The organism is Microcoleus sp. Pol12B3 (assembly GCF_036701355.1).
Lineage (GTDB): Bacteria > Cyanobacteriota > Cyanobacteriia > Cyanobacteriales > Microcoleaceae > Microcoleus.
Genome location: NZ_JAUBQS010000013.1, coordinates 114,384 through 138,699 on the forward strand (window position 1 = coordinate 114,384; position 24,316 = coordinate 138,699).

Genomic DNA, 24,316 nt, shown 5'->3' on the forward strand with positions numbered 1-24,316 from the left:
AACTAAACCCTCTCTGATAAGATACTATGGTAATTTTGCGATGACCTACTTACAAACTTACAGTTCGCGATCGCACTCCGACCCCAGACAGGGGGTTTCGGCTTCGCTCAACCACCTGGTTTTTTACTGCATCTCCAGGATCGAACGAAGTATTGCTGTGAAAAACCAAGGTGAGGATTACCCCTGGCATCGCCAACTAACTTAATCAGGGCTTACGCACTCAAGAGCCTTAAATCAAGGGTGTAAGAGTGCTTCCCTACGTTCGCCATGACACAAAATCTTAGTAGGTGCGTAAGTTTTATTAATTAGAGTACGATCGCCCAAATGTTAGCACGATCGCACTATCCCCAGCAGGACACACCCAAAAAATCTGTATTTACCTGCGATTCAACTCCATCCTTTCGCCGTAACGTAACAGCATATCCAAACTCTCCAAACGATTTTGCCAAGTTTGCACCTGATAGCTATTTTCGGCAGAATGCAAGCGCATCGAAGATTGAAATTGAGATTGAAAACTCCCCAACAATCTTTTAGCAGTGGCTAAACTTTCCGTAGAAGGATTTGCAGCCAATTTGCTCAAAGCTTGCGCCAATTCATCGGCTCGACTTTGCAAAACTTTTAGTTCAGATTCCGACACCCGCAACTGATTGTTAGCCAACAAAAAACTCCATTCCTGCTTGAGAGCAGTATACCGCGAAGCCGCCGCCGCAAACGGCTGTCGGTAAGGAATCGGCTGCGCTGCAGAAGTGGAACGCACTGGCGGGCCTTGAGTGCGGTTAAAAAACCCCTGCATCCCGCTGCTGATACTTTCCACCGCAAAAATAGCATAGCCCCCAGTCGGCAAATCGCGCAAAGCTTGAATTTGGTCGATCGCCACAACTTCCGGGAGAGTCAACAACTTAACCGCCGGAGAAATCAAAGCCGAACCCAGAGTTTGTTCCTTTACCAGCGGTTCGGTGATGCGCTGAAGTCGGTTGGTATCCAAAGCATAAGTCATCGGCACAATCAGATCTACAATGCCCTGACGAGCCCAAACTTCCCAATTTTGCTGAATTTTGTAAATCCGCTGACTTTCCGGGTGCGGAAACACCGCCACAGAAAGAATTGTGCGCGGATAATTCTGCCGCAAAAGCTGAGAAACTTCAGCTACAAAACTATTAATTTGATTAGTTTTAAACTCAACCCACTGGCGCCACAAACTCCCGTTTTTAGGGGAAATATTCACCGGGTCTGCACCAGTCAACTGTCTAAATTGCTGCCTCCCCGCAATACCGTAACCGTAAGTAAAATTCGCATTGTCATCTTGAAAAGGATAGCGAATATAGTCTAATTGCACCCCATCTACTTTGTAGTTGTTGGCAATTTCGCCGATAATTTGCAGCAAATAATTACGCGCTTCCGGGTTCGCCGGATCGAGATAAAATTTACCATCATTAGGATTTTGCGTGCGTCCTTTATTGTCAATATTCGCCCACTGTGGATGAGCGGAAAGTACCGGCCCTGGATAAGAACTAGGCTGGCCAATTAAAGTATTGTGGCGCTTATTTCCTGTGGCAAAAACCCAAACCCAAGCGTGCAGTTCCATGCCTCGCTCGTGAGCTAATTTAACCGCAGATGCCAGCGGGTCCCAGCCAACAATTAGGGGATTTTGTTGCGGTGCAACTTGACTGGGATAAATCGTATATCCGGCATTCAAAGTTTCAAAGAAAACGGTATTGATACCGGCGGCGGCGAGCCGATCGAACACTACGGCCAAACCCTGCTCAGATCGCGCTGCGACGATCGTACCGCGATCGAGCCAAACAGCCCGAATTTCCGCCCCAACGCGCTGTCCTTCCTTCGGGTAATTTTGCCACAGCAACTGTCGCGCTTCCACCCACTGCTTTCTAGCCTCCGCGTAGTTTTGCTGTTGCAGGAGTTGGTCAAAAGTTTGCAAAACCTGCCGCGCTTGGGCGATCGCCCGCGCCGTTGCTCCTTGCAGAACAGGCGGGCGGCTGGCTGCCGGGCCACCAGCACTGTTGCTTGCCGCTACCAGTTGAGGGGGAGTAGCAGCATTGAGATTAACAGGCGTATTCGCTGAATTAGCTGCTGTCAGGGCGCTTTCAAACCTGCCGAGGAGGTTGGTGAGTTCTTGGCGCATCAAGTACGCTTCAATGCTGACGATCGGCTTATTGGAATTTGCCTGCACGTCCAAGCCCGGCGGCGCCGACTGATCCGAAGGATCTGTAAAAGTTGCAGGAACTGGATCTGGAAGCGCACCCGATGGAGAAAGTCGGCTCAGCGGGGTAGTACGCGGCGAACTAGGGCTGTTTCTAGTGACTCTTGAGGGGGGAGTTGGCAGTGGGGTCGCGGCAGCAGTGGGCGGCGCTACAGGTCCAGAAGCGATCGTGCCTCCCCAGCGGGCGATCGAGGCTTGCAGCCAAGCCTTATCTACATTTGCCGAACCGTCGCTACCCCAGCGCCAGCCGAGGTAGGTAGCGCGATCCGTTGCGATGGCTGCGGAGGAACCGGAACTATCTTTCCAAGTAGCAATTGTTTGACTGTTGGCATCAGCCGGAATCAAGACACCGCCTTGGACTGAGGCATTTTTTTCTTCTGATGGCACCCAACTGCTAGAAGTAGTGCAAGCAATATCTCGACACCGGCTGCGCGGTTGCGGGGTCGCCGGTTGGGTTAAGGGAAAAGCCCAATAGGCCCCAAGGAGCGATCGCAAAGATTGGCGCACCAAAGCCGGGGAACTGCGGCCGACGGGGCCCGAAGCAATCAAGCGGCCGCCCTGGGAGGCCCAAGCTTCTAAAACTTTAATTTGCGCCGGACTCAAAGTTTCAATGTTGGGCAAAAACAGCACGTTAACGCCTGCTAAATCCGCCACATTTTTGATTTCTTCGAGATTGATTGGTTTGTAAGCAATGCCGCTTTCCCAGAGGCGCGTGGTAATCTTCACCCAATCGGGAGAATTCTCGGAACTGCGAACAACGCCCAGAACTACTTCTGCGAAACTCGGAGAGGGAAATAAAATAAAGAGATTGAGTAATGTACTTGCTAGAGTGCCAATTAAGACTCTTTGCAAGAAAGTGAAAAAGCGAATTTTTTGAGCCTGAGAGCAGGCATCAGGCATTTGATCGGGCTTATTGATTTGTTGCATAAATATGAGAATTACTCACCACACCGCTTGAGAAAAATTCAATTACAATTAAGAGCGATCGATCCGCACCATACAATTTTCTATCCTGGCCTGCAACCTGAATCAGGAAAAAGTGCGATCGAGCGATTTTAAATTTTAGATTTTAGATGTTGGATGTTGGATTTTAGATTTTGGATTTAAATCTAAATCTATTCCTCATGACAGTTGACAGTTGACTGTTTTGACATTGTGGCATTTGAACAATATCGATGCCACCGGAAACGATTTTAGATTAAAATCTGCGTGCATTTGGGTTGAAAAACCAAAAATACAATTTAGATGCCGGACAGCTTACAGCCAACAGTCAACACTCAACACTCAACACTCAACTATTTTCTGGCGTTGCAGCTTCATTCACCGGGAATCTATCGATTAACTGCATCGCCCGACAAGCATTCCTCCGCAAAGAATCCGAAACGTGAGGAACGTGAGGAATCTGAGACAAGAAATCCAATGTCCGGCGCAAAATCCGCACCACATCTCCTTCATCCAAACTCGTATGGCTAATCAGTTCCAGCCATTCAACACCCAGAGCCCACTGTTCGACCAAAGTCACTAAATCCCGTTCCAGCCAAATCGGGATTGCAGCTTCATGACGGTACTGAACTTGAAACAACCGGCGGCGCAAGCCTTTTTGCAGATTGTCCAAAGGTGCCAAAACTTCGGGCGACAGCGAGTAGTGAGTCCAACTGTCGGGCCTGGAAACTTCTGTAACTAAGGCCGCGCAAGCAGCAGCGAGGTGGTGGGGGTCGAGTTCGTCAAACTCGGCAGACATCAGGGACAAACCCAGCCACAGTTCGTTATCGCCGCGAATGGCGGCGCAAGCTTGGCCCAAGATTGTGGGCACCAACCTGTCGGAGGAGTCATCTCGGTTTCCAGTTGCCGAAACTACTCTTTCCAAGCAGCCGAAATTCAGCAAGATGTCGATTAAGTTGAGAAATTGCTCCCAGTAGCGAGCTCGCTGCTTTTCTAACTCTTGTTCGCTTTTGCGGATTTCTTTTTTCAATTCTTCCCGGCGGCGCTGGCGTTTGAGCAAAGTACCGGGATTGCCCCATTCTAGAACCGGGTGAATTTCTAGCTTAGCTTCTAGGGCTGCGATTTTCCGCTGTTGCTCGATCGCCTCTGGGCTCGGTTCCGGTGCCGGCAATTGTGGGATCGATGCAGCAATTGAAGCAGTTTCTTCATTTCCCAAGCGGCACTGGCCGAGTCTCAGAGGCATTTCCGACGGCGAGTTCAAGGTATCTGCAACACTCAAGCGAGGTAATTCGGCGTGCAGGGTAGCGACATCGCTAATGGCGACGACATACCAGCGGTTATCTTTGCCCAAGCACACCAAATTTGGTGCTTGGCCGGAACCTGCGATTTTGGCAACCAATACGGCGGGTACAGGATTTGTGTGCGATCGTTTGGCTGTCGGAACGTGCTTGCCTTTGAGACTCAGAACCGTGCCGAGCACTGCAAAAGCCACAGCTACGGACATCTCCTTAAATCTGGCTTCTTCAGCTTGCTGCAAGAGAATTTTGAGCAAACGTTTGTCTTCTTTGAGTCTTGCCTGCAATTTTTCGTAATGGGCGAGCTCTTTTTCCAGGGTGGAGACATTTCCTCCGGCAGCGAGGGACTCTTCCAGCACCGCCAATTCTGTTTGCAGCCGATCTAATTCTTCTTGCTGCGGCTGCAAGTACAAGGTAGACAGGTATTGACCGAAACTCCGTTCTACCAACTCTTGAGCTTCGTCGAGAGTGTGAGTTTGCAGCAAATTCAGCACCATGCCGTAGCTGGGCGTAAACTGACTGGCGAGGGGGTCGGCTTTGGCTGTTGCCAAATAAGAGGCTTCTTTTGCGCCTTCAAAGCGCGTCTGAACTGCGACCACGTGCCCCAGCTTGTCCATCCCCCGCCGACCCGCCCGACCGGCCATTTGCAGGAATTCTGAAGCGTTTAGCAGTCGGTGTCCCTTGTCGGTGCGCTTGGACAGGGTGGAAATGACTGTGGTGCGGGCGGGCATATTAATCCCGGCTGCTAGAGTTTCGGTGGCAAATACGACTTTAATCAAACCTCTGCCAAAGAGTTCTTCTACTAAACCTTTCCAAGCGGGCAAAATGCCTGCGTGGTGGGCGGCGATGCCTTTTAAAAGAGCTTCTTTTTGACCGAAGCGTTCTGCTTCTGGGTTTCGCTGTAAAAAATCGTCAATGATGCGTTTGAGTTCGGCTGTTTCGGCTTCGTTAACCAGGGAGAAATTGCCGACTTCTGCGACTGCTTGGTCGCACCCGCGACGGCTGAAGATGAAGTAAATTGCTGGTAGCATATCTCGATCGTCCAACCGCGCCAAAACATCGGTCAAACTCGGAGTGGGGATACTGCCTCTTTCTACTTTTTGCTGCTTCTTTTTGGGGACTAACCGAACATTCGCTCTTTTGCCGGTCTCGTCTAGCAGGGGAAATATCCCTTTTTGGTTGGCGAAGTGGAATTGCAGCGGTACTGGCCGAAAGTCTGAGTAGACGAGCTCTGTGGGCCCGTGGACTTTGTTAATCCAGTCTGTAAGTTGCTCGCTATTGGCAACGGTTGCTGAGAGGGCGAGAAGTTGAATTTCGCTCGAACAGTAGATGATGGATTCTTCCCAGACGGTACCGCGCTGGCGATCGTTCATGTAGTGACACTCGTCGAGCACCACGGTTTCGACTCCGGTGAGGGAAGTACCGACTTCTCCGATCGGCGTACCGTAGAGCATATTCCGAAATATTTCGGTAGTCATCACCAAAATCGGCGCATCTCGATTGACGGAGATGTCGCCCGTGAGCAAACCTACGTTGTCGTCTCCAAATTGACTGCGGAAGTCGCGCAGCTTTTGGTTAGAAAGAGCTTTGAGGGGAGTGGTATAGAAGACGCGCCGCCCCCTGGAGAGTGCTTGATGGATGGCGTATTCCCCGATTAACGTTTTCCCAGAGCCTGTGGGAGCACACACGACAACCGATTTACCTGCATCGAGGGCGGCGATCGCCTCTCTCTGAAAGTTATCTAGCTCGAATGGAAATATGGTCTTCAGATCCAGCTCTGGGCGGTTCTGGGCAGTGTCTGGCACAAGGATTATTATAAGGTTGCAGGGTAAGTATGCTGAAATCTTGCTACAAGCAAATCAGCAGAGGACTGTACTGATTTTAAACCTTCGCCACCAAATCGGCTATGAAGGAATAAGTCTGTTGGCAGTTGGCAGGTGGCAGTTGACAGTTGACAGAAGAAATTTTTGCCTTCTTCCCTCTTCCCTCTTCCCTCTTCCTTCTTCCCTCTTCCTTCTTCCTTCTCTATGATTCCAGTTATTTCGACTATTCCTGTGATGCAGCTTGCTTCTGGCGATCGGCTTTCACTGCAAGTCTATCAGTTTCAAGGTGCGATTCCCGGCAAAAAAGCTTATCTCCAATCTAACCTCCACGGCGCTGAGATTAGCGGTAATGCTGTGATTTACCAATTAATTGAGTTTTTAATGTCTTTGGACAGCAGTCAGTTAAGCGGGGAAATTTGGCTAGTTCCTGTTTGCAATCCTGTGGGTGTCAGCCAGCGATCGCATCATTTTTCCCCAGGCCGCTACAATCTTTATGATGGGGTAAATTGGAACCGGATTTTCTGGGATTTTGAAAAACAAGGGGAAGATATTCTGGGTTTTGCTAAGTCTCACATCCATCTCAATGCCGATACTGTCAAAGTTCATTACAGAAAAGCGATTGCTTTGAGTTTTGCGAAAGAGTTGGAAAAAATTAACGCTCCTAGTTGCTGCCCCTACAGCGAACTTTACCGATATCAGCTACAATCTTTGTGTTTGGATGCTGACTATGTGCTGGACTTGCACAGTTCTACGAATCAAAGTTTAGATTACCTTTACTGTTTTAATTCCCGCGAGGAGAGTGCAAAAGCTTTTTTGCTCGATCGCGCAATCTTGATGAACGAGTACGACGGCGATGCTTTTGACGAGGCGTTTCTCAAGCCTTGGCTGGCTTTGGAGAAGATTTTGGCCGAGTTGGGAAGTGCGATCCAATTTGATGTGGAAGCTTGGACTTTAGAATTAGGTTCGGGGATGGAAATGAATCCCGAGTCGGTGGCGAATGGCTTGCGGGGCATCAAAAATTACTTAGCCAGTAAGGGTTTATTGAAAATAGATGGATTTCCTCTCCCGGAAACTGCGGCGCATAAAGTTATTTTTACCCCCAAGAATTCAGTGTTCAAATACTACGCGCCGGCGGGCGGGATGATTCAAAACCGAGTGCAATTGGGGAGTTGTGTCAAAAAGGGCGATCGGCTTTATCAAATTCTCAGCTTTAATAAGAATGGGGAATTTCCGAGTTTGGTTGATGTTTGTGCTGAGTCGGATGTTTTCATTTTTGATGTTTCGACCAATCACTCAGTAAATCAAGGAGAGTATGTGTTGTCTGTGATGGCAGATTGAGAATACCAAGAAACCCGGTTTCTGAAAACCTATTGGTAGTCGAACTATAATTTACGATATACTATTGAATAGGGCTTGTTTAAATTCCGCCGCACTTTTATAATAAATATCAGGATTGTCAATTAAAGCGCGATCGATAACGGTGGCTAGCGGTTGAGGAATCGCAGAAGTGCGATCGGGCACAGGAACGGCATCATTTTTCAAAACCGTCAAAAACAGGTGTTGAGCCTGCCAATTTCGCGGGGAATATCCCGTTATTATCACATACAAACAAGCCACTCGATGTGGGATTATAGAAACTTTTACTCCCATCCTTAGCAAGGGTCTAACTATTACTCCCGGCTTAGCAAGGGGGGACAAGAGTTTTTAGGGTGCGTCAGTGCGGAGATTCTCAATTTTTGAGAAGATAACGCACACTGACGCACCCTAAAATTTAAGGTGACGGTTTATGGTTGAATGAAAATACCGATCGCATTATGAACTCTCGCAGCAGTTGACGGAGGTCGATCGAGCAAACTCCCTCCCAAATACAAACTCGTCGAACTTCCCCCATCCAAATTTAAAGCCTCCACAGCACCCATTTGCTGCAATATCTGCGCCAGTTCTGCGAAATTTGGCCCCGCCCCGCCCGCGCGATTGTGCACCGCTACAATCAGCAAATTCCCCGCAGCATTTCGCCCGATCGCACTTCTAATTGCTGTCTGTCTAACATACGCATCGCTAAACCCTTCCGCCTTCGCATCCAGCACAACTTGACTGTTTTGTACCAACACCGGCCCGCCGCCGAGAATGTACGGAAAACGGTTAAAATCAGCAGGAAAAGTGTTAGTTTCTAAACGCAATAAAGTGCCGATAGATAGTTCAGATGCAGGGAAAAAATCCGAACGCAAAACCAAAATATAACCGTTAGCTGGAATGGGAAAAGTTGTTGTTCCCGCCGCACCTCCGGGGGATTGGCTGACAACTCGCTCGCCCGCAACTGTCACAACTATTTCATTGCCAGATAACGGAGTATAAGTTGTTCCCCAATCAGGATTGTAGCGAGCTATTCCCGATTGCACGTAGGCACTATTGAGATGAGAAACGGGCAAAGGTTGATTTGCCGGAGTTATCACAGTTTCTTGCAAAGTTAAACGATCGATCGCAAATTCGCCCCCATCGTTCCAGGCGATCGCCCCCCGGTTCAATATCGGCCCCGAAAGCCATTTATTGTCCCGCCGAATTGCCCCTAAAGATAACCTATTAATTCGATTGAAAAAACCTGCATTAATCGCCGCAGCCGCTCCCGAAACTTCGGCTGTTTGCAATAAAGGTGCAGTCCCTTGATCTGTCTGCCGATTGCTGAGAATTGGTCTAATTTTTACACCAGCTTGACGCGGATTAACTTCTAGCCAAACTACCGGAAAACGACCAGTTCCTAAATTGTGATACTGCTGCCGCCACTGCACACCCGGCGCCCAAACAATGTTTTTTTCTACTAACCAATCTGGCCGAATGTCGATAACTAATCGATTGGGATTTCCCAGGCTGAAAACTTGCGGCCGCCAACCTAAAGGAATCGTCACTTTGACCTTGGTTTGAACGCCGTCAGGTTCGACTTTTAGTGATAGCAATTGTTGGCTGGTTGAGAAAGTCTGCTGAAGTAAGGCGGGTGCCACTTTGGCATCGATCGCGATCGACCATTCTTGACCGGCGATCGGCGCTGCGGGCGTTATTTGCACTGGGAGAGTGGGTTTTGTCGGGTCGTCTGGTGTTTCGAGGTTTGGCGCTGTATGGAGGTTGGGCAGTGGGATAGCGGGCTTTGTGGGGTCGTCCGTCGGGTTGGGTGTGGGTGTCGGCGACGGGATTGGTTTATTGACAAAGTTGACTTGCCAAGGGGCCGGTCGATCGAGATCTACTACAATGCGATCGCCCGATTCTATTTCCGCTTGCCGAATTCCGGTAACACTTGCAGTTTGAGAAGTAATTTTTAGAATATTCCCATCAGCAGATATCTCCCAGCCCGCAAGTCTAGCAAAATCGGTAACATCTAAGTAACGATACGAGCCTGTTGCCCGCGCTGCTAAGCTTTGAGCGCCGCTTAAAGATATCGAAAACCATTGCACCGGTTGTTTGGCACTGTCGGCGCTGCTAAGCAAATCCACTCCCCCACTTTGCATCAATCCAACGTCAGCAATCCAAGTTCGGAAATTCGCAGAAGTGCTGTTTGCCGGCTGCTGAGTCCAAGCTAGGGGCAGAATGCGACCGTTTAGAGAAACTTGGCGACCTTGTTTGATTGTGGAAGCTGGCGGTAGGGATTGAGTCAAAAACTTAAAGTCCGACAGGGGTTTCAACCGCTGTCTCATAGCTGAAGTTCTCTCAAGAGAACTATCGCTCCATATTTGAGTCGGTTTTAACCGACTTTCGCTATCAGCCAGGGAATTCATTCCCTGGCGGGATATCGAAGCATGAATCAGCGCAGCCCTCTCCCCCTGTTGTGTTCTTGCGGGTTGATTCCAGACTAAAGACGGGGCGATGGCCAGTACGGGTAAAATCGAGACTGACAATATGGAACGCCAACAGGACAAATTAAGTTTCACAGCTTAAAACTCACACTTTCACTTCTAAACGCATCGGTATCTAGAAACCCGGAATATCCGTATGTTTCTTCTTACTAAACGGTGCTAATTGCGCTAAAGCCCTACTACAAAAGGCTCACCCCGGAATAGAAATCACAAACTCCGAACCCTGCCCCAAAGAAGAATTTACGAGTAACGTACCTCCATGTTTTTCCACAACAATTTGGTGGGCGATCGACAATCCTAATCCAGTTCCTTTACCCACAGGCTTGGTTGTAAATAAATGGTTAAAGATGTTTTCCTTGACTTCGTTCGACATCCCCACTCCATTATCCTTAATGCGAATCAAAACCTGATTGTTGTCTTCGCTCAGAGCAGTTTGAACCGTGATTTCATTAGGTAAGGCTTTAATTTCACTGAAACTCCGCCCCTTATTTGACTCCTCCAGAGCGTCAATGGCATTAGCCAGTATGTTCATAAATACCTGGTTCAACTGTCCGGGAAAGCATTTCACTAGGGGCAAGTTACCATACTCTTTCACAACTTCAATGGCAGGGCGGAACTCGCTGGCTTTTAAACGGTGCTTGAGAATTAGCAGAGTGCTTTCGATCCCATCGTGAATATTGAAAGAAACTGGTCGATCGCTATCAGCCCTAGAAAACGTTCTCAAACTCGTACTGATATTGCGAATACGCTCGACTCCCTCCTTCATCGAGCTAATCAATTTGGGCAAATCTTCTCGCAAATACTCCAAGTCTATATCCTCAATTTCTGTTTCAATTTCCCCTCCCGGATTGGGAAATTTTTCTTGATACAAATCAATCAAATTGAATAAATCCCCCACGTATTCTTGAGCAGGTTGCAAGTTACCCGCGATAAAGCCTACGGGATTGTTAATTTCGTGGGCTACCCCTGCGACTAAATTTCCGAGAGCAGACATCTTTTCCCCCTGCACCAATTGCAGTTGCATCTGTTTGAGATCCTGGATAGACTGCTCCAGTTTTTGCGCATAATCCTGAGATTGTTGATAAAGTTGTTGAGATTGTTGATACAGTCGGGCGTTTTCCAGCGAGATGGCTGCTTGGGAGCAGAGAATGTTGAGGAGGGCGACGCGATCGCCAGTGAAGGCCCCTGTCGTCAGATTATTTTCCAAATACAGAATTGCCATCATTTTGCCTTGATGGATAATCGGAGTACAGAGGATGCTCTTAGGTTGATGCTGCTTGATATAGGGGTCAGAAGTAAATATTAATTCAGTCTTGACATCATCGAAAACTAGGGTTTTCTGGGTGCGTTTGACGTAATTAATCACAGTCAGGGGAATTGATTCGCTCTCCTCAATCCCAATAGTTTCTTGCAGAAGACAACCTTGGCGATCGCTACAGTGGACGGCGATTGTCCAGTTGTCCTCTTCTTTCAAAATTAATACTCCTGTTTGAGCGCCTGCATTCTGAATCGCTACTTCCATAAGGGTAGTGAGCAATTGTTCCAGCTTAATTTCGCTAGACAAAGCTTGATAAGCTTTGATAACTGTTGGTAAATCTATTACTGTGGTACTCGTACTTCCAGCAATTGTTTGGCGATGACTAGAAATTAATGAATTCTCATAGGAAGTAGTACCTTTCTCGAACGAACCAGCATTCTCCTGTTTGAAGATAGGAGCCAGAAGTTCGGGATAGTGTTGCTCTAGAGCCTCGATTTTTGCTTTCGCTCCCCAACGAGCATAAGCATAGTACGCATCTATTAGATATACCTGGCCAAGTTTTTCTTTCCCCCATGCCAGATAGAATTTAGCAGCCAATTCATTCGCCAGAGCTTCTTCGTTGAGATAATCGTTTTCTTTAGCAAGAACAATGGCGCGATCGTAACTTTCCATCGCCTGCACATTTTCACCCAGCACTCGGAAGAGTTCGGCTTCCACTAGGTAACATTTGTGAGAGAAATTCATGGGGGCGTGATGTGCCCATTTATGAAGGGTTTCTTGGTTGCTTTTTACTTTTTGCAGATGTTCTTGTTTCTCTTCGGAGGAAGCCACATCGGTACAAACGCCCAGCCGTGCTAGAGAGTCATAAAAGTAGAACATCGGCACATTGAGCATACCTGTCACCGCGTCTAAATACTGTTCGGCTTGCCGAGCATTTTCTAAAGCTTGCTCGGTTTCTCCAAACAGGTAACACACAAGCAGTTTATGGAAGTACAAATAGTGGAGTCCGTTGCGATCGTTTGCTTGGATGTGAAATGGGAGCATTTTTTCTTCATTGTAGGCATCTCCCACAAATTGACAGGGATTTTCCGATCGCCCCAGCAGGTTTAATAAAGCCTGATGAACGATTTGGGTATAATTTAACGCTACTTCTTGTTTGAATTCAACCAGCGCATTGCAGTAGGTCGCTACCTCCTCTTCTAGTCCGGCAATTTCCCGACCGATTAAATATGAATATTGAGAGATTTCTTTGGCTGAATATCCTAATTCTAGCTCTCCGGTTTCCAGTCCTCTGGCGTAACCCTCTTTTAAAAGAGGGATGGTTTCTTTAACATGATGTTTACCATGTATGATGTGAACGCCGACTGTATAATATACTTTGGTTTTGAGGTAATTAGCATTAAATAAATCAACAATATTTAACGCCAATTGCCCAAATTCAAACCCTCTTTCAATATCTTGAACTACACCGCTTAATACCAATCCATACAAGCCGTAAGCAAAAGCAGATAAGGGAGCATTTCCATAACTAACCGACAAATGCACCATTTCCACAATAACCAGTGGCAGGAGAAGTGGAGCCGTGATGTAGGCTGGAGAAACTAAACCTGAGAGAATCCGCAATGCTGCTTGATTTTGGAGATTTTCCATTTCTGGCAAATCAATAAACTCCGCGATTTTTTTACCCGCAAAAAGTGACGCGGTTTGTTCTAGTCGCTGCTGAATATCTGCCGGAGTTGGATTTTCTGGGAAGCAGATTCCCAAGAGTTTGAGAACTGCTAACCCCATTTCAACGGCTTGTTTAGGTTTGACTTGCGCCGTACAAGCAGAAAGCTCGATTTCATAAACTTTCACCTTATCCAGCAGCGTTCTGGCATTGTGTAGAACTAAAGCTGCTAATTGCTCCATGTCATGAAAATCATAGCTCAGGTATGCGGTTTCTGCCGCTAATACGTGCAGATCGAGGGCTGTTTCATAGTGAGTTTGCCAGCTATCGGGAGCTAGGATTTGCCTGCCAAAACTTAAATATTTGCGTGCAGCAGCATAAGCAGTAGCAGTCTTCGCCTTGCGTCCCGCGATCAAATTCAACTCAGCCAGTTGGTAACGCTCGGTTGGCTCGGTAATTAAATCAACACCATAATTCAACTGGTTAACTATATTAAAAACTTTCTCTTCCCTTTCTGTTGTTGGAGTATTAATCAACAAAAGTTGACCAATATTGAGGTGAGTGGATTGTTTCTGGGATTCTGGAATCAAAACGTAACCTGCTTGCTGTACGCGGTCGTGCAAAAACTTGTAATTACAGGAGTCGGGATTCTGGAACCACGAGTCAGAAGTATTGTTTTCTCCCTCTGAATTCTGATTTCTGAATTCCAACTCCTCTGAAGTGAAAAATTTATAAACTTCAGTTAGTGGGAGAATCAACCCTGCTTGCAAAGCAGGCCACAAGTTGGCTGCTGTATCTGAAGCAGATTTTTCACAAACTACCACCAGCGTTGCTAAATCGAATTCGTTGCCAATGCAGGCAGCTAACTTTAAAACTTCTTGAGTCTGGGATGGCAACTTTTGCAATTGAAGCGCCATGAACTCTACAACATCATCTGTCAGGGCTAAGGTTCGCACTGTGGCGAGATCGCACTGCCAATACCGCTCGTCAAAATTAAATGTAATTAACCCATCTTCATGCAAAGATTTGAGGAATTGTGTGCTGAAAAATGGATTGCCTTGGGTTTTTTGATCGACCAGTTCGGTTAAGGGCATAGCCAACGCTCTAGAACAAACTAAAGTATCGGCAATCAAACAATTCAAATTGAAGCAATCGAGGGGCGCGAGGCTAATGGTGTTTATCGTAGCTCCGGTTTGTTGAATGTCGGATAATGTCAGCACTAAAGGGTGTACGGGACTGACTTCGTTATCTCGATACGCTCCAATTAATAAGAGATAGCGCCGATCGCTCGTCAGAAGTTTAATCAAGTTCAATGAGGCTGAGTCGGCCCATTGCAAGTCGTCTAAGAAGATGACGAGGGGATGTTCTTTGGTGGTGAAGAGTTGAATGAAGTTCTCTAATAACCGATTGAAGCGATTTTGGGCAGCACTGCCCGAAAGTTCTGGTGTCGGTGGTTGCTCGCCGATAATCCGCTCTAATTCGGGAATTACCTCAACGATTACCTGAGCATTCTGGCCCAATACTGACAGGATTTGAGTCTTCCACTGTTCAACTTTAGCATCTGTTTCGCTCAGCAATTGGTTTATTAAATCGCGAAAAGCTTGTACAAAAGCTGAGAATGGTTGGCTGCGTCCAAATTGGTCGAATTTGCCTTTAATGAAGTAGCCTCTAGCTGCGACAATCGGTTTGTGAACTTCGTTGACGACAGCGGTTTTGCCAATGCCTGAGAAGCCAGCCACCAGCATCATTTCGGCACTTCCTGCACTAACGCGATCGAAGGCTGCTAGTAGGGAGAATACTTCGTTCTCTCTACCATATAATTTTTCGGGAATGATGAAGCGATCGCACAAATCTCGCTGGCCTAGTTTAAAAGAGGCAATTTCTCCAGTTTGTTGCCACTGGTACAAACAATTTTCCAAATCAAACTTGAGTCCTAGAGCACTTTGATACCTATCTTCAGCATTCTTCGCCATCAGTTTGCTCACAATTTCAGACAGCACCAATGGAACGCTTTTGTTAAGGTGATGGATTGGAAGAGGCTGCTTGGCAAGGTGACAGTGTACTAACTCTATCGGATCTTCGCTTTGGAAAGGCAACTGTCTCGTCAGCAGTTCGTAGAATGTGACTCCCAGAGAGTAGAAATCCGTGCGGTAGTCAATGCCTCGGTTCATTCGCCCAGTTTGTTCTGGAGATATGTAAGGTAAAGTGCCTTCGAGGAGGTTGGGGTTTTGAATTTCTTGAGTTTGGCGCGGCAACAGGGAAGCGATGCTGAAGTCAATCAGCTTAACTTGTTTGCTGACAGGGTTAATTAGAATGTTGGCAGGTTTGAGGTCTTTATGGATGATGTGGTGGCGATAAAGTCCGTCAAGCGAGTTGGCAATTTGAATTGCAATGGGAAGAAACTCGTTAATGGGCAACCCTTCCAGAGGTTCCCTGCTGGCGAACACCAGACTAGCCAGGTAGCTACTTAAGGAAATTCCGCCAAAGTCTTCCATTACCAGACCATAGTGGTTATGGTAAGTCTCCAGGCTGTATGCCTTGACAGTGCCAGGGATCTCTAAGTTTTTAGTAATGACAAACTGATTGCGGAAGTGAACCAGTTCGTGGAAGCGGGGAAAGTTATTTCGCAGCAGTTTGATAACTACGGGCTGCTGATCAGAAGACCGACGGCCACGATAAACTAGAGTTCGATTGCCTGCGTATATTTGCTCGTTAATCTCATATCCTCGAAAAATATTTGTTATGCTAGCCATATCTACGTATTCCTACTGCTTCTGTCTAGCTGAAGCTTTTTAGAGTTAATATCTACTATTTTCCCTCTATCGGCTGTGCTATTGATTAACTATATTTAGTTTAAGCTACTTTCTAGCTTAAATTATAAAAAAGCGATTTTTCAAACAAGACTTAATATTTGGGGTGCTTTAGGTTGTCTACTTATTATTTTGAGATCGCGCCAACCTAAAGTAACTTTAGCTTTTGGCCTATTTGCTGAGTCATTAACACCCAAAAATAAAAGTTGGCAGGCTTGATTTAATCTAACCTCTTCGTTAGGAGAACAGATTGAATTCTCAAGTTATCTGCCATTTTAATCATTGTCAACTTATTTGAATTTCTATTTTTAATGTAATATGATTACCAGGATTTATATAAGTGAATCTAGGTCTACCTGTATGCAGAATTGAGCGTAATAACCATCGGCACATTTTACCACTCTTACGATTTCCGCTAAATGGCTTTCTTTTATAAAAGATAGGCATGAAATATTCCCCATGCCAATCAAATCTGTAAAAACGCTCACGGTTGAGCTAAACAAAATTACCAATGACAAGGTTGTGAGCGTTAGTCGAGTTGAGTTTGAGATTTGAGATTTACTTCAATGAATCTGGCAGCTTGAACAGTAGTCTAAAATTTTTGCCTCTCCCCGAATCCTGTCAGCAAGCAAGTATCCATTTGGGGGCGTGGTCAAAAAAGTGGCGCCGGCTCTACCAGATGCTCCTAATGTGTGAGAAATCCTGGAAATAGCCTGCATTGATGACTGACAAAACTTTGCGGGGGAAAATATAAATTAGAGTTATGGATAACTGTCAACCTTTTTCGGCTAGGCATCTTAGCGTGGGTTCTGGATGATCGCTGACAAGACTTGCACACAAACTCTGACTGTAATGGGTGAAATTTTATCAATTTTTTGATAAACTTGATGTTCGCGGCTTGAGAGTTGACTTCACAATAAGACAGGTTTCACCAGTTGTGAACCGCGCTCCTACATTGCACCTACCGACTGAGCGGGCAGGTGGCTTTTGTGTCTGCGGGCGCTGACGAAAGCAACTCAACAGCGCAGCAAGCAAAATAACGCTAAAGTTACTATCTACCTGAGTCCGCAAGGCTACCCTTGCGAACTCAGGAAAAACCCACCCAAAACACTCGTGAAGCGCAGCTATCCCGTAGGGAATCGGCTGCAATGTATCTAGTCGCATGGTGGCAATTTCTCCAAGAATCACTGCTTTTTAACAGCCGGGTATTCTAGGAGACATCTCCGAGAGGATGCTAGCGAGATAATTTAAAATCTGCAAACAGGGTTTAAGTGCTAAGTACAGGCCGCATAGACGTAAATTTTTAATCAAATCAGCTTCCAATGTGCTGTCTTAAAGTTTACTAGGCTCCCACCGCTCGGCAGCCTTCTCTCTCCGAGCTATAAAAACGCATCCACCACACAATCACGGAAATAACATTCAATCAACATGGGTAACACGATCGATCCAAACAGAAATAGAAACGTGCATCAGACTGAGCGAGGAACTCCTTATGCCGGCCAAAGCTGGTTAGTGGAAGAAAGAGATGCCTGCGGTGTGGGTTTTATTGCCAATCAAAACGGTGCAGCTACTCACTCCTTAATTCAAAAAGCTCTGCCAGCCTTAACTTGTCTGGAACACCGCGGCGGTTGCAGCGCCGACCAAGATTCCGGCGACGGTGCGGGTTTGATGACCGCGATTCCTTGGGAATTGCTCGATGCTTGGTTTGCCGAACAGGGAATTGTGCCTCCGGCGCGGGAAAACTGCGGCGTGGGAATGCTTTTCCTGTCTCAAGATGAAAGTCAAGCGAATATAGCGCGACAGGTGGTTGAGGAAGTTCTGACCGATCGCGGGCTGACAGTTGTGGGATGGCGCAAAGTTCCCATTGTACCGTCGGTTTTGGGCGAGCAAGCGCTAGAAAATCAACCTAAAATCGAACAAGTAATTGTCAGTTCACCGCAATTAGCCGGAGACGAACTCGACAGACACCTATTTCTGGCGCGCCGCACGATCGGACACGCGCTGTCAAATCGGCCCAACTTCACCCGCGAAGACTTTTATACTTGCTCTTTCTCCTGCCGCACGATCGTCTATAAAGGCATGGTGCGATCGGCCGTACTAGCAGAATTTTACCCAGACCTGAAAAATCCCGCTTATAAAAGCTCCTTTGCCGTCTATCACCGGCGCTTCAGCACCAATACCATGCCCCGCTGGCACTTAGCCCAGCCCATGCGCTTGCTGGGACACAACGGGGAAATTAACACGCTGTTGGGCAATATTACCTGGATGAAAGCGCGGCAAGCGAATTTAGCTCACCCGAATTGGAGTCAAGCTGATATCGACACGTTTAACCCAATTGTCAACCCCGAAAGCAGCGATTCGGCAAACTTGGACAACGTGATGGAGTTGTTGGTACACTCCGGCCGCACCCCCCTGGAATCCCTGACAATTCTGGTTCCCGAAGCTTACAAAAATCAGCCGGATTTGGCTCCTTATCCAGAAATTGTCGATTTTTACGAATATTACAGCGGCCTTCAAGAACCTTGGGACGGCCCCGCACTGCTGGTGTTCAGCGACGGGAAACAAGTAGGTGCTACGCTCGATCGCAACGGTTTGCGGCCGGCGCGCTACTGCATTACTAAAGACGGTTTGGTAATTGTTGCTTCCGAAGCCGGAGTTGTCGATATTCCCGAAGCAGATATTGTCGAAAAAGGCCGTTTGGGGCCAGGACAAATGATTGCAGTTGACCTGCAAACTCAAGAAATTCTCAAAAATTGGCAACTCAAACAGCGAATTGCTAAGCGGCACCCCTACGGCGAATGGCTGCAAAAACACCGCGAAACCTTGGAACCGCAGCCTTTTGCCGAAACCCCAACGCTCGACTCGCAAACGCTGTTAGCAACCCAAACAGCTTTCGGTTATACAGCCGAAGATTTGGACATGGTGATCGTCGAGATGGCCAGTTCTGGGAAAGAACCTACTTTCTGCATGGGCGACGACGTTCCCTTGGCTGTGTTGTCAGAAAAGCCTCAGTTGCTGTACAACTATTTCAAACAGCGGTTCGCTCAAGTGACAAATCCGCCGATCGACCCCCTGCGCGAGGGGATGGTGATGTCGCTGACGATGAATGTCGGCCTGCGGGGCAATTTGCTGCAAGCAGTGCCGGAAAATGCCAAGCGGCTGAAAATTGATTCCCCCGTACTCAACGACGCTGAACTGTCTGTCTTGAAAGACCAAAAGTCTTTCCTAGCTACCGAATTGTCAACGCTTTACAAAATTGCCGCCGGGCCTAGCGGTTTGAACACAGCAGTCGAGCAACTTTGTCAAGAGGCGGCTCAAGCGGTGCGCGAGGGTTCGAGAATTCTGATTTTGAGCGATCGACTTTTGAAAAAAGAAGGCGATGGCTCTTCTGTGGGATTGAGTGCAGAATTCACTTATATTCCGCCATTCCTGGCAGTTGGCGCGGTTCACCACCACTTAATTAGCGTCGGCCTGCGGATGCAAACTTCCCTAGTTGTCGATACCGCCCAGTGTTGGAGCACTCACCACTTCGCTTGTTTGATCGGTTACGGTGCGATCGCTATTTGTCCTTACCTGGCCTTGGAAAGCGTGCGCGCCTGGTGGTCTGACACCAAGACTCAAAACTTGATGCAGCACGGCAAAATTCCCAATATTACCGTGACGCAGGCTCAAGCTAGATACCGCACAGCGGTGGAAAACGGCTTGCTGAAGATCATGTCGAAAATGGGGATTTCACTGCTGGCTAGCTATCAGGGGGCGCAAATCTTTGAGGCGATCGGCATTGGCGGTGATTTGCTCGATTTGGGTTTCAAAGGCACTGTTTCCCGCATCGGCGGTTTGAGTGTGGCGGAACTGGCTAACGAGGTAATGTCTTTCCACAGTCAGGCTTTCCCAGAATTGCACCTCAAAAAGCTGGAAAATTACGGCTTCGTGCAGTACCGCCGGGGCGGTGAATATCACATGAACAGCCCGGAAATGGCGAAGGCTTTGCACAAGGCTGTGACTACTTTTAAGGCTCAAACTAACAGTAATGGCAACGGGGCAGAACCAAAAATGACACCAATTGGTGACAAAAATGGTGAAAGTGCCTACGACCATTACGAGGTTTACAAGAAACAGCTCGAAAATCGCCCGGTAACGGCTTTGCGGGATTTGCTGGATTTCCAGAGCGATCGTCCTTCCATTCCCATTGAAGACGTAGAATCTGTAGCAGATATTGTCAAACGCTTCGCCACGGGCGGAATGTCTCTCGGCGCTTTGTCCCCGGAAGCCCACGAAACGCTAGCGATTGCCATGAACCGTATCGGCGGTAAATCGAACTCCGGCGAAGGCGGCGAAGACCCGGTGCGCTACAAAGTGCTAAACGATGTGAGCGAGAGCGGTTTCTCACAAACGCTACCTCACTTAAAAGGTTTGCAGAACGGCGATACAGCTTCTTCATCCATCAAACAAGTAGCTTCGGGACGCTTCGGGGTGACTCCTGAGTACCTGATGAACGCCGAACAAATCGAAATTAAAATCGCACAAGGTGCGAAACCGGGTGAAGGCGGTCAATTGCCAGGGGCGAAAGTGAGCGAGTACATTGCTTATTTGCGCCGATCGAAACCGGGTGTCACGCTGATTTCGCCTCCTCCTCACCACGATATTTATTCGATCGAGGATTTGGCGCAGTTGATTTTTGACTTGCACCAAATCAATCCGAAAGCAGGAGTTTCGGTGAAGTTGGTGTCGGAAGTCGGCATCGGGACTGTAGCGGCTGGTGTCGCCAAGGCCAATGCTGATGTGATTCAAATTTCCGGCCACGATGGCGGCACCGGTGCTTCGCCACTGAGTTCGATTAAGCACGCAGGTTCTCCGTGGGAACTCGGGTTGACCGAAGTTCACCGGGTGCTGATGGAAAATAAATTGCGCGATCGAGTTTTGCTGCGCGTTGACGGTGGCTTTAAAAGCGGCTGGGACGTGATTGTAGGCGCTTTGATGGGCGGCGAAGAGTACGGTTTCGGCACGGTGGCAATGATTGCAGAAGGCTGCATTATGGCTCGCGTTTGCCACATGAATAGTTGTCCGGTGGGGGTGACAACTCAACAAGAACACTTGCGGAAACGGTTCCCCGGAACGCCGGAACACGTTGTTAATTTCTTCTATTTCGTAGCACAAGAAGTGCGGAGTTTGCTGGCGAAATTGGGTTATAAGTCGATCGCAGATATCATCGGCCGCGCGGATTTGTTGAAAATGCGCGATGGGGTGAAACTAACTAAAACTCAAGCAATTAATTTGGATTGTTTGACCAAGTTACCGGATACTAAGAGCGATCGATCTTTCTTGATTCACGGCGACGTACACACCAACGGGCCTGTGTTAGACGACGATTTGCTCGCGGATGCGGAGATTCAAAGTGCGATCGCCAATCACGGCACTGTTAGCAAGAGTGTAAAATTGGTGAATACCGATCGCACTGTGGGAGCGCGTTTGGCAGGTGCGATCGCACAGCAACACGGCAACACGGGCTTTAGCGGTCAAATCACCCTCAACTTCACTGGTAGCGCGGGCCAAAGCTTCGGCGCGTTCAATTTGCCGGGGATGACGCTGGTACTGTCAGGCCAAGCCAATGACTATGTTGGTAAAGGGATGCACGGTGGCGAAATCGCGATCGCACCGCCGGCTGGTGCGACTTACGATGCTTCCGAAAATGCGATCGTCGGCAACACTTGTTTGTACGGTGCGACGGGGGGAACTCTGTTGGCTGCGGGTAAAGCTGGCGAACGGTTTGCGGTGCGTAACTCAATGGCGAAATCAGTCATTGAAGGTGCGGGCGATCACTGCTGCGAGTACATGACGGGCGGCGTAATTGTCGTGTTAGGAAAAGTCGGCCGCAACGTCGGCGCTGGAATGACTGGTGGCTTGGCTTATTTCCTCGATGAAGATGGGACTTTCCCGGCTCACGTCAACGGGGAGATTGTGAAGATGCAGCGCGTTTGTACGGCTGCTGGGGAGGCGCAATTGAAGGAGTTGATTGAGGCTCAGCGCGATCGAACCGGTAGCAAGAAAGCTGAGAAGATTTTAGCAAATTGGTCGGAATATTTGCCTAAGTTCTGGCAAGTTGTGCCGCCGAGTGAAGCGAATTCGCCGGAGGCTTCGGAACAAAAGATTGCTGTGGAAGTGTAATTTTGCAGTTGGTTAAATAGATGAGGGGCGACGCGAGTTGCCCCTTTTTTAATCTTCACATACTCAACAATTTCTGATGATTTGCGCTTGGCTAGAACAAAAGTTGCGATCGCACTTTCTTTTCTATTTACAAAAATTGCTATCACATCACTTATACTCCAAGGCCGATCGCACCCTGACCCCTCAAAAAAGCGTGTAAAGCGCAGCTATCGGGCTCTTAATCGATCGCTCAACAGTCAAAAACGCCACCTCTAAAGCTGAGCTAGCTCTCATTTACTTTGCATATTGTAATTATCAATAAAAGCTATAAGTTTTTCTCACTAGCTTTCCCCTGCTCCCTCAGGGTTTTACAGCAAAAGTTAAATACGCCTGAGCTTATCTGCACGGAGCGAAAAGTTTTGTTACAATAGGTGAGCTGTTACAAATCGTAACTTATGCTGATTTCTATTTTAATAATTGACGTTGCCCTCGTTGCCTGGTCTTTGCACTTAATGCAAGAGGCGATCGCGCAACGGGAATTTTCACTAATGCTAGCAGGTGCTCTAGTTGCGGTCTCAGCCGCCGCCCTGCTAGTCGTCTACTTTCTCATGGGGTCTTGTTTGAGCCATTTAACTGAAATATCCCAACACACTTACTAAATGATAGTAGGCGATTGACCCTTGTCCAGAAGCGAGGAGAGTTTTGTGAAAAAAAAGCCGAAAGCCTTGCTAGCCGAAGGCTCAAAACTAATTTCTCCAAAAAGCTTGACAAATATTGGTCAGTTAAGGCATGATTGAGAGCGCGAAAAGAAAGGGGAATTAGCTCAGTTGGTAGAGCACTACAATGGCATTGTAGGGGTCAGCGGTTCGAGCCCGCTATTCTCCATTAATCAAGATTAGGGATACATCACTGCTGTGTCCTAATTTGTACCGAAACATTACCACCGCGTGCTTAAATTCGATCGCGACTTGTACCTAAACAGCATAGGCGTGTCGTTAAATTTGATCGGGCTACACACCGCGAAAACCAATTTTCCCGTAAAATCAAAACAGTCTACCCGCAACCAAAGCGCTACCTGTGGCAAAGTCAACTGAATCCAGCAATCCAGAGAGTCCGAGCCAACTTGCCCGCACGCCTCTGTACGACCTATCATTAGAACTCAAAGCCCGGATGGTACCCTTTTCCGGGTGGGAGATGGCGGTGCAGTACGCAGGCATCAGCAGCGAACACCAAGCAGTACGCCAGCAAGCAGGAATGTTCGACATTTCCCACATGGGAAAATTCTGTTTGACAGGGAAACAAGTAAGAGAAAAATTTCAACCCTTAGTACCCTCAGACTTGAGTCGCTTGCAACCCGGTCAAGCTCAATATACAGTCTTGCTAAATGCCAAAGGCTGCATCTTAGACGACATTATTTTCTACTGCCAAGAACCCGACCCTATCACTAGCGAAGAACGTGCAGTAATCATTGTCAACGCCGCCACTCGCCTCGCCGACAAAGCATGGATCGCTACTCACTTAGAATTGAGCGAACTCAGTTTTACAGACCTCTCCGAAGATAAAATTTTAATTGCAATTCAAGGGCCCGAAGCTGTTAACTATATCCAGCCTTTTGTGGAAGACAGCCTCGCACCAATTAAAGCTTTCGGTCACTTAGAAATAAATCTGTTGGGACAGCCGAGTTTTATCGCCAGAACAGGTTACACCGGCGAAGATGGGTTTGAAATCATGGTGGATGCCGAAGTAGGAAAAGAACTGTGGCAAAAATTGTTAGCTGCTGGCGTTGTTCCCTGCGGATTGGGCGCGAGAGATACTTTGCGTTTAGAAGCAGCAATGGCTCTTTACGGTCAAGATATCGACGACAATATCACGCCTTTAGAGGCTGGATTGGGTTGGGTAGTTCACCTCGATAGCAAAGGTGATTTTATTGGACGCGAGGTTTTGGAACAGCAGAAAGCGAGTGGAGTATCAAAGAGGTTGGTAGGGCTAGAAATGCAGGGGCGGCACATTGCACGCCACGGCTACCCGGTAATATTTGAAGGCGAAACAGTAGGAGAAGTTACTAGCGGTACATTATCGCCTACTTTGAATCGGGCAGTAGCCCTCGCGGTTGTTCCAGCAAAATTAGCGAAAATCGGTCAGCAATTAGAAATCGAAATTCGCGGGAAAAACTATCCGGCTAGTGTGGTGAAAAAACCATTTTATCGCTCGCCAAACCGCCCCAGTTAAATTAAGTAGGTAAGGTGCGATTCGTTTAGCCGAAACCTGAAAAGGGGGGATGGCTAGCAGCGATAGGGTAAGCCCATAAGGGTTGGAGT

10 protein-coding genes and 1 tRNA gene are annotated in these 24,316 nt (G+C 47.7%); 6 read left to right on the forward strand and 5 right to left on the reverse strand.

All coding sequences use genetic code 11. The features are described 5' to 3' along the window. Positions 1-40: 40 nt before the first annotated feature. Complete coding sequence (locus tag QUA53_RS09435; protein ID WP_333096605.1) at positions 41-205, forward strand: hypothetical protein; 165 nt, start codon at positions 41-43, stop codon at positions 203-205. A 171-nt stretch (positions 206-376) separates the two neighbouring features. Here the strand turns inward: QUA53_RS09435 and QUA53_RS09440 are convergent, their stop codons facing one another. Further along, a complete protein-coding gene (locus QUA53_RS09440; RefSeq protein WP_445304932.1) occupies positions 377-3,118 on the reverse strand; it encodes a family 10 glycosylhydrolase in 2,742 nt (913 codons plus the stop codon). Between the two features lie 391 nt (positions 3,119-3,509). Next, entirely contained in the window at positions 3,510-6,260 is a 2,751-nt protein-coding gene (locus tag QUA53_RS09445; RefSeq protein ID WP_333096609.1) for a DEAD/DEAH box helicase, read from the reverse strand. 222 nt (positions 6,261-6,482) lie between these two features. On the opposite strand from QUA53_RS09445, the gene QUA53_RS09450 reads away from it, so the two are divergent. Beyond that, complete coding sequence (locus QUA53_RS09450) at positions 6,483-7,616, forward strand: succinylglutamate desuccinylase/aspartoacylase family protein (protein ID WP_333096611.1); 1,134 nt, start codon at positions 6,483-6,485, stop codon at positions 7,614-7,616. Positions 7,617-7,667: 51 nt separating this feature from the next. Here the strand turns inward: QUA53_RS09450 and QUA53_RS09455 are convergent, their stop codons facing one another. From QUA53_RS09455 to QUA53_RS09465, 3 genes are all read right to left on the reverse strand, one after another. Further along, entirely contained in the window at positions 7,668-7,880 is a 213-nt protein-coding gene (locus tag QUA53_RS09455; protein ID WP_333248813.1) for a hypothetical protein, read from the reverse strand. Positions 7,881-8,062: 182 nt separating this feature from the next. Next, positions 8,063-10,195: a phosphodiester glycosidase family protein gene (locus QUA53_RS09460; protein ID WP_333096615.1), complete on the reverse strand. Its 2,133-nt coding sequence runs from the start codon at positions 10,193-10,195 to the stop codon at positions 8,063-8,065. Positions 10,196-10,310: 115 nt separating this feature from the next. Further along, the gene (locus QUA53_RS09465; RefSeq protein ID WP_333096617.1) at positions 10,311-15,797 is read right to left on the reverse strand and encodes an AAA family ATPase; all 5,487 of its coding nucleotides are present in this window, start codon (positions 15,795-15,797) and stop codon (positions 10,311-10,313) included. A gap of 1,485 nt (positions 15,798-17,282) precedes the next feature. Between QUA53_RS09465 and QUA53_RS09470 the strand changes: the two genes are divergently transcribed. From QUA53_RS09470 to gcvT, 4 genes are all read left to right on the forward strand, one after another. Beyond that, positions 17,283-22,019 carry a glutamate synthase-related protein gene (locus tag QUA53_RS09470; RefSeq protein ID WP_333096619.1) on the forward strand — a complete coding sequence of 1,579 codons (4,737 nt, stop codon included), beginning with the start codon at positions 17,283-17,285 and terminating at the stop codon, positions 22,017-22,019. Positions 22,020-22,453: 434 nt separating this feature from the next. After that, entirely contained in the window at positions 22,454-22,657 is a 204-nt protein-coding gene (locus QUA53_RS09475; RefSeq protein WP_333079270.1) for a hypothetical protein, read from the forward strand. 153 nt (positions 22,658-22,810) lie between these two features. Beyond that, positions 22,811-22,883: transfer RNA gene (locus QUA53_RS09480), tRNA-Ala, on the forward strand. Between the two features lie 192 nt (positions 22,884-23,075). Beyond that, entirely contained in the window at positions 23,076-24,227 is a 1,152-nt protein-coding gene (gene gcvT, locus QUA53_RS09485) for a glycine cleavage system aminomethyltransferase GcvT (protein WP_333096621.1), read from the forward strand. Positions 24,228-24,316 lie beyond the last annotated feature (89 nt).

Bases quoted from the DNA above. Each gene is read 5' to 3' on its own strand.
- QUA53_RS09435 (WP_333096605.1), top strand. From the start codon at position 41: ATGACCTACTTACAAACTTACAGTTCGCGATCGCACTCCGACCCCAGA.
- QUA53_RS09440 (WP_445304932.1), bottom strand. From the start codon at position 3,118: ATGCCTGATGCCTGCTCTCAGGCTCAAAAAATTCGCTTTTTCACTTTC.
- QUA53_RS09450 (WP_333096611.1), top strand. From the start codon at position 6,483: ATGATTCCAGTTATTTCGACTATTCCTGTGATGCAGCTTGCTTCTGGC.
- QUA53_RS09465 (WP_333096617.1), bottom strand. From the start codon at position 15,797: ATGGCTAGCATAACAAATATTTTTCGAGGATATGAGATTAACGAGCAA.
- QUA53_RS09470 (WP_333096619.1), top strand. From the start codon at position 17,283: ATGGGTAACACGATCGATCCAAACAGAAATAGAAACGTGCATCAGACT.
- QUA53_RS09475 (WP_333079270.1), top strand. From the start codon at position 22,454: ATGCTGATTTCTATTTTAATAATTGACGTTGCCCTCGTTGCCTGGTCT.